This is a genomic window from bacterium (assembly GCA_036504735.1).
GTDB lineage: Bacteria > Electryoneota > RPQS01 > RPQS01 > RPQS01 > DASXUQ01.
The window spans coordinates 240,286-254,219 of sequence record DASXUQ010000002.1 but is presented as its reverse complement, the minus strand read 5'-3'; the positions used below and the strand labels follow the sequence as shown (position 1 = coordinate 254,219).

Below are 13,934 nucleotides of genomic sequence, written 5' to 3'. Positions count from 1 at the left end.
GGGGCGCTTGCCACTGATGCCGTCGGGTTGTCTTACGGCTCGATGGCTTCGAACGTTTTCTGGCCGTTGCGGATGATGCGGAAGAGGACTGCCTTTTTGGTACTCTTCAAGTCGGAGGATACTTTGCGGAAGTCGCCGATATCATTGACCGGCTTGCGGTCGATCTCGATGATCACATCCCGCTCCTGCAGCTTGCCATTGGCCGGACCATCCGGATCCACTTCGGTAATAATCACGCCTTCGGTGCCGTCTAATTCCAACGCCTTGGCCAGTTGATCGGTCACCGGCTCGACCTTGACTCCCATCCAGGAATCCTTGGCGGGCGCGGATTCTTCCTTGTCCTTGTTTTCGAGGTTGGCGGCCATCTTGGAGCGGTCACCCAGCGTGGCGGTGACGTCTTCCGGCTTGCCGTCCCGCAGCACGTGCATGGCAATCTTGCTCCCCGGCGGCTCATCGGCCACCGCCATGCGGAACTGCGTCACATCATTGATCTTCTTGCCGTTCAGTTCGGTAATCACATCGCCGGCCTTCAGGCCGCCTTTTTCCGCGGGCGTGCCCTTGTCCACGCGCTCCACAAACACACCGGCATCGCCATCGGTGATGCCCAGCGCCGAGCGCAGATCGGGAGTCAGTTCGCGCGGCAGAATGCCCAGGTAGCCACGGGTTACCGAGCCGTGCGTGCGGATCTGATCCACCACACGCATGGCGAGGTTAATCGGAATGGCAAAGCCGATGCCCTGACCCGACGGATTGATCGCCGAGTTCATAGCGATGACTTCGCCGTGAATATTGCACAGCGGTCCGCCCGAGTTACCGAAGTTGATCGAGGCGTCCGTCTGAATGAAATTCTGATAGCTGGGACCGCCGCCCTGAATAGCGAGATTGGAGCGTCCCTTGGCGGAAATCACGCCCACGGTGAGCGTCCAGTCCAATCCTAACGGATTGCCCATGGCAATGGACCAGTCCCCGACCTGCAATGAATCGGAGTTGCCAATGAGGGCGACTTCTTCCGGTTCAAAGCTATGCTCGACCTTAATCAGCGCCACGTCGGTATCCGGATCTTTGCCCACCACCGTCGCTTTATACTCCTTGCCCGACTGGGTGCGAACAGTGATCTTATCGGCATCGGCGACGACATGATTATTGGTTAGAATGTACCCCTCTCGACCAATAATAATTCCCGATCCGGTTGCCGGCACATGCATCGAGCGCTGGCGTGAGCGCGGCTGTGGAGTCGCCTGGCCGCCACCGTTATTGCGGTGGAAGAACTCCCAGAACGGCGAGTCCTGGAAGAACTGTTCCATTGGATCGCTGCCCCCCGATTGAGCCACACGCTCATCCACCGTGATGTTGACCACGGTCGGTCCCACCCGCTTGGCAACAGCCACGAACGGGCTTTCCCCCGATGGAGTCGTATAGGGAGCGACGTTAGCGGCATAGCGATTCACGGGCGGCGCAACATTCTGCTGGGCCACCGAAGCCGGCGTCCAATCCATGCGGGCCGTCAGCAGCACTCCGGCTGCCAATCCCACCACGACCAAGGTCGCGACGACGACAAAATTTCTCAAGATGTTTCCGCGTAGTGAAGTCATAGATGAAATCCACTCCTGAATCTTTCCTCGTCCACTTGGGCAAGGCTAATGAGGCTAATCATGATACAGCCACAAAAGGTATACGGCGGTCATAGATAGAGGTTCCCGCCGGAAAATCAAGGATAATTAGCCTTTGGAAAAACGGAACTTAGAATAATTGTCCCATAGATATCTGCATATTTTACAGATAAATCCATTCGGCATCTGCCAGAAACAGCAGCGAACAGCAATAGGCAGTAACCCCTCTAAGACAGAGTCCGCAAAGGGTGGGCCTTCAGAATTCATCAAAGGGGTTCGAACAGCAATCTAATCAAATTCTGACTTAGAAATGGCGGGTGAGACCTAATAATTACCATTTCTTCTCATGGCCGCGCCTCCCTTGACACACAATGACCAACATTGTGGAGAAACCCTGCTGACCGTTCGGTCGTTTACTTATTGGAATTTGAAAGGGCTGATCCTTCCCCGACAATTCCACTGATAACCGCATGGTGTGCAAGCCGGGAGTAGGTATCGACTAATGGATGCTCTAAGTTGCTGGCTGCAAGGATGAGTGATTCCCGGCTTGCCTTTTCCGCAAACAGGAACGTGATCGTGTCACGTTCCTGTTTTGTTTTTGGAGTGGACCCGACCCAGCCTGTTTCCTTCCTCACACCGGCGGTTGAAATCCCACAGCATTCTGTGGCGGAGGTTGAAAACGCACAACCCGTCGCGTCTCGGGTCAAGAGCACAGCCGACCGAAAAACAAGATGATAGACGATGAATTGAACAGCCGTTTTGAATGGCCTGAGCCTTGCCTTTCCTTGCCATAGCTTGCATAGATGACCTACAGTTGACGGCATGTGTTAGAAAAGGAGAAATGTATGTTTCGGCTCAGCTTCCTTCTGGTGGCGTTAATGGTGATCACGGGCGGTGTGTTTGCGCAGCAGTGGTCGATGCAGAACGTATCGTTCACACTGGAAAATCAGCCCGAGTACGCAGGCGTCGTAGCCTGGGGTGATGTAGATGGCGACGGACATCCGGACCTGTTCGTAGGTGGACAGAACGGCAGTGCCAGTCACCTCTACCTGTACAACGACGGTCTCTTCAGTGACCGCTCGTCCGATTTGCTCCCTGCCAACATTGTGAATGTCCGCAAAGCGGAGTTTGTGGACTACAACCGTGATGGCCTGCTGGATCTGTTTGTGCTTACGAGCGATGCGCTGGGCGCGCGACTGTTCAAGCAAAGTGTCAACCACGAATTTGTGGACATGGACATCTTTGCCAGCCAGAGTTTCGAGACCCCCGTGCGCAGCGCACTGTGGAACGACATTGACGGCAACGGCACGCTGGACCTGGTGCTCAGCAACGGCCTGACCGCCAGTGCGCCGGTGCAGGTGTACACTCAGGATCTGAGTGAGTTCAACGCGATGCGCGACAACCCGTTTGAAGGTATGACGGGCGTCAGCGCCATGACCTTCCTCGACTTCGACAACGATGGCCATTCCGAGATCTTCTTCGGCGGCAACGGTGCGACCGGCAGCCATTTCTACCGCTACAACGGTTACACCTGGGACGATTGGGCAACGCGCTTTGGCTTCAGCAACAAGCTCGGTTCGCGCGGCGCGGCCTGGTTGGACTATGACAATGACGGCTACTGGGACCTCTTCTGCACGGGCGACAGCCATTACACCGAAATGCTGAATGGCGGCTGGCACTCGCGCTTCAACTGGCTGACTCCGGGCATCACCCAAGAGCTGCGCGACCTGGCAGCCAATGGCTACGAAGTACATCCGGTGGACGCCAACATGGACGGCTGGACGGACCTTCTGATCAGCAAGCGGCAGGGTGAAGGCTTGGCTCTGCTGATCAATCAGCAAGGCACCGGCTGGATGGACAAGGCGCCGGGTTTGGGTATCGACAACGTGCTTGACGGCAACTATTCGTGTGCCTGGGCCGATTTCAACGGCGACGGAACCCCCGACTTGGCAGTGGCTGAAGGCGACCGCGGTGTGTTCCTTTACCAGAACATGTTGGAGATCACTCACGAGTACATCGGCGTGAGACTGCTGGACCGCGTCACGAACGCGCCGGTGATCAACTGCAACGTGAAGATGGACTGGCAGGGTTGCAAGCAGATCGGCACCACATTCCCGTCCGTCAGCGCCTCCGGCGGCGATGGGTCGATCCTGACGCTGGTGAATCGCACGGATGTGAAGGCCGAACGGATGGATCTGGAAGTTCGCTGGCCCAATGGGATGACGAGCCATTACCTGACGCCGACGCTGCACAAGAACCGCATCAACACCTTCTATCAGCCGTCGCTGGTTGGCGGTACCGCGCCCACCATGACCCCGGATCGCCTGACCACGCGGGTGGAGCAGACGGTCAGCCCGAACCCGTTCAACCCGACCACGAACATCAGCTTCGATCTGGCTGAGGCGGCGAATGTCGAGTTGAAGGTTTACAACCTGATGGGGCAGGAAGTGGCCAATCTGGCGAACGGCACCTTGGCGGCAGGAAACCACCGCCTGACCTTTGACGCCGCAGCCCTTCCCTCCGGCCTGTACTTCTCGCGCCTGACGGTTGGCGGCACCACCAACATGACACGCATGTTGCTGATGAAGTAAAGAGCGACAGAATACAATACATTGCGGCGGAACCACGTAACACCAGCCGCATACCCCCGACAAGCCTCCGAACCTCCCACGGAGGCTTGTTTTTTTGCTTTCGGCGGTCTATCTTAGTAGTTCACCATATCTTCAGGGGAGAGTACGTCATGGCGCCCAACTCAGGATCTACCGACCGCCGGTTTATCCGCTACGCACTGCTGCTTGCCGGATTGTTTGTGGCTGTGCGCGCTATTTTCTACAACCAACTGGTTCATTCGCCGGTGGTGGATTTTCCCACCCTCGACAGCGAGTTCTACTATTTCTGGGCCGACCGCCTCGCCGGAGGGCACGGTCAGCCTCCCGGGCCGTTCTGGCTCTCGCCTCTGTACCCGATGTTCATGAGCTGGATCTTCATGGGATTGGGCACCCATGCGATCAGTGTGGTGGTGATTGCCCAGTTTGTGCTCTCGCTGGCCACGATGGGCATCGTGGTCTATTATACCTACCGGCTGTTCGGCGCCCCGGCGGCGCTGGCTGCGGGCGCGCTGGCGGCCCTCTATGGCCCGTGGGTCTATTATGACGGCGTGATGCTTAGCGCCTCTCTGATTCTGTTCCTGAACGCGCTGCTGCTCCTGCTGCTGATTACCCGCAGCGGGCTGGTGCTGGAGGAAGACGCCCCGGAGCCCGCTGCCAAACCCGGCATGGACGCGCTGGTATGGGTTGGCTTGGGAATTCTGACCGGACTGTCGGCGCTGGCCCGGCCTTCGATTCTGATTTTCGGTGCGGTGCTGATCGCCGTGCTGGTGTTGAAGAAGCACATGCCGTTCTACCGCCGCGCGGCTATCTATGTTGCGGCGATGGCGCTGGTGCTGATTCCCGTGCTGGTCCGCAACTACAAGGTGTCGGGGAGCCTGATTCTGACGACATCCTCCGGCGGCGTGAACTTCTTCATCGGCAACCACGCAGGCGCCAGCGGCATGTACGATGAAGTGCCGTGGATCAACTCCTTCGATCCGCAGCGCGAGGCGGAAGGCTACCGCATGGAGGCCGGGCGGCTGCTCGGCCACGAGGTCTCCCTGAATGAGGCCTCCCGCTACTGGGGATCGCGCGCGTTTGGCGAGATCGTGCGGGACCCGGCGGGCTGGCTGCGGCTGATGTTCCGCAAGCTGTGGCTGACGGTGCAGCGGGAGGAGATTGCCAACAACCTCTCTTTCCGAGGTGTGGCGGGCTTTACGCCGATTCTGGGCGCGCTGCCCGTGCGCTGGGGCCTGCTCTTTCCGCTGGCGGTGACCGGTGCCTTTCTGGCCTGGCGCAAGCGGCGGGACCTGAAAATGTTATGGCTCTACGGCGCGTCCTACATTGTGGTCAGCCTGATCTTCTTCAGCGCGTCGGAGTACCGTTTCCCGCTGTTGCTGATTCTGCTGCCCGCCGCCGGCTGCTTCTTCATCGAGATGTGGCACACCGTGGTGGGCAAGGATTACCGCCGGCTGGTCATGGCCTGCGGGCTTTATGTGGTGTCGCTGGTGGTGTGCAATGCGCCGTCGCGCTTTGTGGGTCATGCCGTCAAGCCCTTTGCCGACTATTACAATATGGCTACCGTGGCGGTGGATCGCGGCATGTGGGTGGATGCCATTCCGCTTTATGCGCGCTCCTTAACCTCGTCGCCGGATTTCCGCGAAGCGCGGATTGGTCTGGCCAATGCTCTCTGGAAACTCGGCAACTTCGACGACGCACGGCAGGAGTTCGCGCTGGCAGGTGTCGCCGCGCCCGATTCCGTGTCGGGTTCGCCGTTGCAGGGGTTTCTCGATGAGGTCTATCAGTTTACCGAAGACAATGACTATCAGAGCGCACTCGCGCTGATGGACAGCACCTTCCCCGTGGACAAGGACGCTCCGGCCACGGTGTGGATCAACCGCGCTATGATTGAGTCGGGTCTGAACCATCCGGCGAAGGCGGTAGAGGCTATTCTCAAGGCATCAGCCAAAGATCCGATTTCTCCGCAGTACCCTTACAAGGCTGGAGTCCTTACTCTGCAAATGGGGGACAGCGCGCGGGCGGATTCCTTCTTCGAAGCGGCGATCGAACGTTATCCGGCCTATGCTCCGGCGCGCATTGCCCTCGGCTATGGAGCACTGGCGCGCAAGGACTCTGCGCAGGCTCGTCTCCAGCTCGACGAACTGCGCCACATCCGCATCCCCGAGGATTCCATCCGCACGCAGGTCTGGCGTCTGGCGGTGAACCTCGGCGAGGAGTATGATCAGAAGCCGTGACGGGGAAAAGGCTGAAAGGCTGAAAGGGAGGGCTCATGCGGCTGTCTCGAGTACTTTGGGTTTTGCTGCTGCCGGTGGCAGTCTTTGCCCAGCTTCCGGATACGGTATGGACACGGGGCTACGAGGCATATTACGACAGCACCACTTCCTTGGTTTCGATTACCGGGACGCAGGACAATGGCTTGGCCGTTGTGGGATACTGCTGCCGGCAGGATACCATCAACCTCTGTGACGCTCTGCTCTTGAAGGCGAACGCCGATGGCCAGTTCCAGTGGTCCGAACATATTGCCGGCGGCGGCGTTGATGTGTTTGATGGCGTGACGCCAACGCGCGATGGCGGTTTTTTTGCCTGCGGTCACACCTCGCTTGCCGGGCTGGGCTGGATGGTTCTGGCCGTCAAGTATTCGGCTGCCGGAGATACTGAATGGGTGCGCACGACCAACCCTCACGGAAGCATGGTCACTGACGCGCTGGAATTGGCAGGGGGAGACTTGGTGGCCACGGGGGAACTTATTGGTCCACCATCATATTCTGGCGCACCGGGACTGGTGCGGTTTACGCCGCAAGGGGACACGCTGTTCACTCGCCGTTATCCCCATTCCGATCCTGTTCACTGGGGAAGCGCTTTCAGCGATGCACGATCCGCCGTTGAAACACGCGACCAAGGGGTCCTGTTGATGACTGGCATTAACGGCGGAAGTGTTTGGCGACATGATTGTACGTACTTGGTTCGCACCAATGCGGAAGGTGATAGCATGTGGACGCGAACCCTGTGTCTATGGGGTCAGGATAGTACCGTGATGCCGCTGGACATTTGCCGGGCGGATAGCGACTCTTACATGATGGCCGCCGCTGTTCCCAGCCCCGATTCCGCGAGCGAGGCGCTTCTACTCCTGGTCAAACTGAATGATCTGGGAGATACCGTGTGGACGCGTACCTATGACTTTCCTGATTACTCGCTGATGGCTGGCGGTGCGGCATCTCCGGTACAGATCGTTCACGACCCGAGCGGTGGGTTTGTCGTATCCGCAACTTACTTCGAATGGCCATCCCAACGTTCTGTTGGCACACTTATCAAGGTCGATCTCGAGGGCGCTTTTCTCTGGATGGGGACTTATAGCATGGGCCAACCTCTCACGCAAGCCAACCATCTGTCTTTAGCTGCGGACTCGACCTATCTCTGGTTGCTGCAGGATAACTACTATGCAGATCACCCGCAAAAGGTGTTGCGGCTGCACGCAGATAGCGCCAATGCCGCACCGCCACCGCCCCTACACCCGGTGGCCACTTTCCGATTGATGCAGAACTACCCCAATCCCTTCAACCCGTCCACCGAGATTGCCTTTGAATTGCCGCGCGAGATGCGCGTGACGCTGAAAGTCTTCGATGTGCTGGGGAGGGAAGTGGCGAGGCTCAAGGATGGGGTGATGGCGGCAGGGGAGCATCGGATTGTGTTTGATGGAACAAATCTGCCCTCTGGCGTGTATTTTTATAGGATGGATACGAATCAGTATGTTCAGACCAGAAAAATGCTGTTATTGAAATAGTTTAAGATGTCAGACCACCAAATTACCAAAGAATCTCTTTCCGAAGTCTCTCGCAGCGTGCACATTCCCGATAAGGTGAGCATTCTGCGGAGACTTTTCGCGTTTGTGGGGCCGGCGTATCTGATCAGCGTCGGTTATATGGACCCGGGCAACTGGGCCACGGACATTGAAGGCGGCTCACGGTTCGGCTACCAGCTCATCTGGGTGCTGCTGATGAGCAATCTGATGGCCGTGCTGCTGCAAACGCTCTGTGCGCGGATGGGCATTGTCACCCGCCGCGATCTGGCGCAACTCTGCCGCGACTCCTACCCCCGCACCATCGGCTTTGCTCTCTGGCTGCTGGCCGAAGTAGCGATTGCCGCCTGTGACCTTGCCGAGGTGCTGGGCACCGCCATCGGCTTGAACCTGCTGTTCGGCATCCCCATGCTGATCGGTGTCTTTCTCACCGTGGCCGATGTGCTGCTGCTGCTGTTCTTTCAGCATCTGGGCATCCGCAAGGTGGAAGCCTTTGTGCTGGCGCTGATCACGATTATCGGCGTGAGCTTTTTGATCGAAGTCCTCATGGCCAAGCCGGACTGGGGAGGTGTGGCCGCCGGATTTGTGCCGCACATCAACCGTCAGAGTCTGTATGTGGCCATCGGCATTATCGGTGCGACGGTAATGCCGCACAATCTTTACCTGCATTCCGCTCTGGTGCAGACGCGCGATGTGGGAACGGACCCGCGACAGATTGCCCAGGCCTGCAAGTACAACCTGATTGACTCGGCGGTCGCGCTGAACATGGCGTTCTTTGTCAATGCGGCCATCCTGATCGTGGCCTCGGCGGTATTTTTCACGCGGGGTGAGGTTGTCACCGAAATCTCGCAGGCTCACGCGCTGCTGGATCCGCTGCTGGGTACCACCATCGCCGGGGGAGCCTTTGCCCTGGCCTTGCTGGCCAGCGGGCAGAGTTCGACCCTGACCGGCACCCTCGCCGGGCAGGTGATCATGGAAGGGTTCATCAACTTCCGGCTGAGACCCTGGGTGCGGCGGCTGGTCACGCGCTCGATTGCCATTATCCCCGCGGCGATAACCATCGGCATTATGGGTGCGGAGGGCACCTACCGCCTGCTGATCCTCTCGCAGGTGATTCTCTCCATGCAGTTGCCATTTGCCGTAATTCCCCTGATCCACTTCACCAGTGACCGCACCAAGATGGGCCAGTTTGCCAATCCGTTATGGGTGAAAATTCTGGCGTGGATCTGCGCGGTGGTGATTGTCGGGCTGAATGTGTTCCTTGTCTACAATACCTTGTTCGATTGGCTGCGTAGCGGCGGAGAGGAAATGATGTGGCTGCAGGCTCTGATCATTCCCGTAGCGGTGGCGCTGAGCGCGCTGCTGCTGTATCTGATGTTCGGTCCGGCGTTGCGCGGCTTGTACCGCCGGCCCGAAGCCGGCGCACCGCTGTTTACCGCCGCCGACCTGATTGCGCCGTCCTTTGCGCGGATCGGTGTGGCGCTTGAAGCCACGGAACGCGACCGGGCCATTCTGGCGCAGGCGGTCCCTCTGGCCCGGGAGCACGAAGCCGAACTGGTGCTGATCCATGTGGCGGAGGGCATGGGCCCGCGCTTCTGGAGCCATGAATCCGCCGATGAGGAGGTGCGCTCCGACCGCGCCTATCTGGAACGTCTGCAAAAAGAGCTGACAGAAATGGGGCTGCGGGTGGAAATCCACCTCGGCTTCGGCGAGCCTGCCAAGGAGGTGGTGCGGCTGGCCGAAGAGGGACACCTGAACCTGATGGTGCTGGGCACTCACGGGCACCGCTTCCCGCAGGACATTCTCTTTGGCGCCACCGCGACGCGTGTCCGCCACCGCCTGAAGATCCCGGTGTTCATGGTGAGAACGGACCTCAGGAAGGGCTAAGGGATAAAGGCTAAGGGCTAAGGGGACGTAAGGCAAAAGCGCGAAGCCTGTTTAGGGTTTCGCGCTTTTTGCTCCTCCTCCCACAAAAAAGAGAGTCTATGGACGGCGGCGGGGGTCGTTTCCACCACCTATGGGACCTTCTCCCTGCGGCTCGCGCATTCCGCCGCGGGATTCGATGCGGATGGGGCGGCTCTTGGCCTGTTCTGCCTTGGGGATTTCGATATGCAGCACGCCGTCCTCGAAGGTGGCATGCACGGCATCCGGATTCACAGAAGACGGGAGCGCGAAGTTGCGCTCGAAGCGGCCATAGATGCGCTCGATGCGCAGGGGGTTGTTCTGGCCGTCCTTTTCCTCTTTGATCTCCTGCTTCTTCTCGCCGGTAATCGTCAGCACATTATTGTTCAACGTGATCTGCACGTCATCCGGCCGGACACCGGGCAATTCACAGTGGATTTCATACCGGTCCGGCGTCTCGATAATATCAGAGTTCGGTCCCCACAGCATATTTTCTCCCCGATTCGAGCCGAACACGTCTTCCATCATGTTGGAAAAGGGCATGGGCCAATTTTCGAACCAATTTTCGAACGGAGTCATCTCCGAGCGGCGCGGTCTCCATCTGGTGATTGCCATGACTTTCCTCTTTTCTTGCTTTAAATACCCGTGGGTCTTCAATACCCTGATCACTACAGCCTAAGCACGATGCAGGGGTACCGGAATGTGCTTACAAATCAATAGTGAATAGCGAGTTAGCCGTTGCGATGGATTTGATCGGAAGTTCAGAGGAGCATGCCAACAGGCAATTATGGCGAAAGCGGGGGATTCGGCAAGCCCTTTGGCCAGGCTAAGGGCACCGGAATAGTCTGTTTTGAGGTCAGGTAAACTCTTGCATCTTCAATGGCAAGGGTGTATATTCTATACTTCTACAATTCCATCCTTCCGGCGAAGCCTTCGGAGTCCGACCATGTCCCCCAAGCACTGCCCTCACTGTCTCAAACGCATTCCTTTACGTAAACGTTTCCGCAAGAGTTGTCCGCTGTGCTTTAAGGCATTTCGCCGCCGAAGCGGCATGCCCGAACGGAGCTTAGTAGGTCAGTGGCTGGAAGACCGGAATATGACCTTCTGGTTCTACATCCAGGTGATCGTCTACGGGTTGCTGGCGATGATCATGCAGGCCTTCCACAAGCCGGACCTGCTGAATTTCATGGACTCGCACCCGGTGTGGTTCGTGCTTTCGGTGCTGTATCTCTCGATGTTTGCGGCTACGATTGGGCGAATCTACTTCCCGTTGATGTTGAATGCTCCGCGGATCATGCGCGTGGAGCGCGCCACCATCCGCCAGTACCGGCTGCTGACCACCATCGGCCTGATTATCGGTGTCCCTTTCGCGCTGCTCTTTACCGGCGTTCGCGATTTCTGGCGTGAGTTCCTCGGCGTCGCCTTTCTGTTTCCAATCCCCACCGCTGTGCTCTGGGCCTACCATGCGCTGACGCTGACGGAAGAGGATTACGAGGATGAACGCGTCGAGAGCTTCCTGCATGAGATCGGCGCCGCCGACCGCCTCGAGCACCGCCACAACGCGCTGTTTGTGCTGATCGGTGTTCCGCTGTCGGGAGCGATCTTCTACTTCTTCCTGACGCATCCTTACATCGCCAACATGATTAAGGAGTCGTCGGAGTCCGGCCTCATCGCCATGTTCCTCGAACTCTACCACCGGACGACCAGCCATATGCCGGCCAAGGGCTAAGAGCAAACGCTGAAAGGCTGACACTAAGACAAGTTCCTTGCAAGGTAAGGGCGGGTTATGCGACAGGCGACCCGCTCTTTTTTCGAAGCGAGATTCAACGGAGCCGTTCCCAACGGTGAACGTGCCGGGTTGTCCGGCATATAGATAATTTCCCTTATCATTTTTCGAGGGCATTTCCCGTGGCTGCAACCAAGAAAACCGCAAAGACGCGCATTACGGCGCAGGATTTTGCCGCGCTGAAGTTCGTACGCTCGCTGGCGCTGAGTCCCGACGGAGCGCTGCTGGCCTACACCCTGTCCTGGTGCGATCTGGAGAAGAAAAAATATTTCGCGAATCTACACGTATTGGACACGCAGACGGGAGAATCGCGGCAGTGGACCTTCGGCGAGCACAGTGACCGCGCGCCGGTGTGGTCGGAGGACGGCACGCGGCTCGCGTTTCTGCGCAACGAAAAGGGCGTGGACCGGATTCTGTTGATCGAACGCAGCGGCGGCGAACCGCGCGAGATCTTCAAGACGCTGGGCGCGTTCAGTGACATGAAATGGGCGGAGCAGGACAGCACGCTGATTGTCAAGTACCGCAAGAGCGATCCGGATCCCGACGCCGAAAAGGCGCTGGAAGAAGGCAAGGACGTCGAGCACAAGACGCCTGCCGTGCGCAAGATCAACCGCCTGTACTATCGTCTGGACGGCGACGGCTTTTTGCCCGAAGAACGCTGGCAGCTTTACCGGCTGGATCTGGCTACGCAGGAATTTCTGCCGCTGACTCAAGGAAAGGTGGACGTCGAAAGCTGGACGCTGGCCCCTGACGGCAAGACCGCCGCCTATGTCAGCAACGCGCACCGCGACCCCGACGTGCATCCCTTCCACATGCAGATCACGCTGCTCAATGTGCGCACGGGCCGTAAGAAGCCGCTGAATGTGCCGCTGGGCGAAAAGGACGCAGTGGCTTTCAGCCCCAATGGCAAATATCTGGTGTACATCGGCCACCACAATCTGCAGGATGCCTGGGGCGTGGAGCAGCTTCATCCGTGGCTGGTGGATCTGACCACCGGCAAGCAGCGCAATCTGACGCCGGGATTCGACCGTCAGCCCGGAGATATTACCATTGGCGATTGCGGCTACGGTCTGGGCCTGCCACTGGTAGCCTGGAGCGCGGACAGCCGCAAGATCTATTACCAGATTACCTCCGAAGGCGACACCTATCTGGCACGCATCGGTCTGAAGCCCGGAACTCCCGAGCCGGTGTGGGATGTCCCCGGACAGGTGGGATTGTACACGGTATCCGGCGCGGCGCTGGCGCTGCTGCATCTGGACTTCGAGACCATCGGCGAAATTCAGTTCTGTGACGATAACACCGCCGCGCATCCGGCCTTCGAGCGGCTGGCCGGTTTCAACGAAGATTTTCTGGCCACACGCGCGCTGGGCAGAACCAAGGAAGTTCATTTCAAGTCGGGCGACGGCACGCGGCTGCAGGGTTGGGTGGTCACGCCGCCCGATTTCAATCCGCGGAAAAAATATCCGGCGATTCTCGAGGTGCACGGCGGCCCGCGTACGCAGTATGGCCGCACCTTCTTCCATGAGATGCAGTATCTGGCGGCGGAAGGTTACGTGGTGTTCTTCACCAACCCGCGCGGTTCGCAAGGGTATGGCAAGGAGTTCGCCGGCTGCACCGTGGCGGCATGGGGCACGTATGATTACGAAGATATCCTTGCCGCCGCCAATTGGATGGAGGCGCAGCCCTATGTGGACAAGAAACGCATCGGCATCACCGGCGGCTCTTACGGCGGCTATATGACCAATCTGGCCGTGGGCCGCACGGATCGCTTCCGCGCCGCTGTCACGCAGCGCTCGGTGGTGGATCTGTCCACCTTTGCCGGCACCTCGGATATCGGCTTTCAGGATAACTATGAGTTCGGCGGCTATTCGTGGGACAATCCCGAGGGCTATGCCGCCATGTCGCCCATCTCCTATGCCGACAACATCCGTACCCCGCTGTTGATTCTGCACAATGAGAACGACATGCGCTGCGCGGTGGAACAGGCCGAACAGCTTTATGCGCGCATCAAGATCCGTGGCAAGGCTCCCGTCGAATTCTGGCGCTTCCCCGAAGAGTCCCATGGTTTGAGTCGCGGCGGAAGGCCCGACCGGCGTGTGATCCGGCTCGAAGGCATTGCGGGCTGGTTTAAGAAGTGGATGACGAAGTAGCCAAATTTCAGGAGCAAAAGATCACGAACGCGAGTGTAAAGAACAGGACATGCAGGGTCAGGAGATAGTCTTAACCGGTCA

The 13,934-nt window shown here is 58.4% G+C and carries 8 protein-coding genes; 6 read left to right on the top strand and 2 right to left on the bottom strand.

The window, feature by feature from the left end:
- Positions 1 to 32: 32 nt before the first annotated feature.
- The gene (locus tag VGL38_01415; protein HEY3294075.1) at positions 33 to 1,568 is read right to left on the bottom strand and encodes a Do family serine endopeptidase; all 1,536 of its coding nucleotides are present in this window, start codon (positions 1,566 to 1,568) and stop codon (positions 33 to 35) included.
- A gap of 887 nt (positions 1,569 to 2,455) precedes the next feature.
- Here VGL38_01415 and VGL38_01410 point away from each other — a divergent pair.
- The 4 genes from VGL38_01410 to VGL38_01395 all read left to right on the top strand — a co-directional run bounded on the left by VGL38_01410 (position 2,456) and on the right by VGL38_01395 (position 9,902).
- Positions 2,456 to 4,201, top strand: coding sequence for a T9SS type A sorting domain-containing protein (locus VGL38_01410; protein HEY3294074.1), 1,746 nt, complete (start codon positions 2,456 to 2,458; stop codon positions 4,199 to 4,201).
- Between the two features lie 149 nt (positions 4,202 to 4,350).
- Positions 4,351 to 6,453, top strand: coding sequence for a tetratricopeptide repeat protein (locus tag VGL38_01405; GenBank protein ID HEY3294073.1), 2,103 nt, complete (start codon positions 4,351 to 4,353; stop codon positions 6,451 to 6,453).
- Between the two features lie 35 nt (positions 6,454 to 6,488).
- Positions 6,489 to 8,000: a T9SS type A sorting domain-containing protein gene (locus tag VGL38_01400; GenBank protein HEY3294072.1), complete on the top strand. Its 1,512-nt coding sequence runs from the start codon at positions 6,489 to 6,491 to the stop codon at positions 7,998 to 8,000.
- Between the two features lie 6 nt (positions 8,001 to 8,006).
- The gene (locus VGL38_01395) at positions 8,007 to 9,902 is read left to right on the top strand and encodes an Nramp family divalent metal transporter (protein HEY3294071.1); all 1,896 of its coding nucleotides are present in this window, start codon (positions 8,007 to 8,009) and stop codon (positions 9,900 to 9,902) included.
- 96 nt (positions 9,903 to 9,998) lie between these two features.
- Here the strand turns inward: VGL38_01395 and VGL38_01390 are convergent, their stop codons facing one another.
- Positions 9,999 to 10,532, bottom strand: a complete 534-nt coding sequence (locus VGL38_01390) for an Hsp20/alpha crystallin family protein (protein ID HEY3294070.1) — start codon at positions 10,530 to 10,532, stop codon at positions 9,999 to 10,001.
- A gap of 436 nt (positions 10,533 to 10,968) precedes the next feature.
- Between VGL38_01390 and VGL38_01385 the strand changes: the two genes are divergently transcribed.
- Together VGL38_01385 and VGL38_01380 are read left to right on the top strand one after the other, a co-directional pair.
- Positions 10,969 to 11,646: a hypothetical protein gene (locus tag VGL38_01385; protein HEY3294069.1), complete on the top strand. Its 678-nt coding sequence runs from the start codon at positions 10,969 to 10,971 to the stop codon at positions 11,644 to 11,646.
- A gap of 179 nt (positions 11,647 to 11,825) precedes the next feature.
- Positions 11,826 to 13,853 (top strand): S9 family peptidase, encoded by a 2,028-nt coding sequence (locus VGL38_01380; GenBank protein HEY3294068.1) that lies wholly within the window; start codon positions 11,826 to 11,828, stop codon positions 13,851 to 13,853.
- The last annotated feature ends 81 nt before the right edge of the window (positions 13,854 to 13,934 follow it).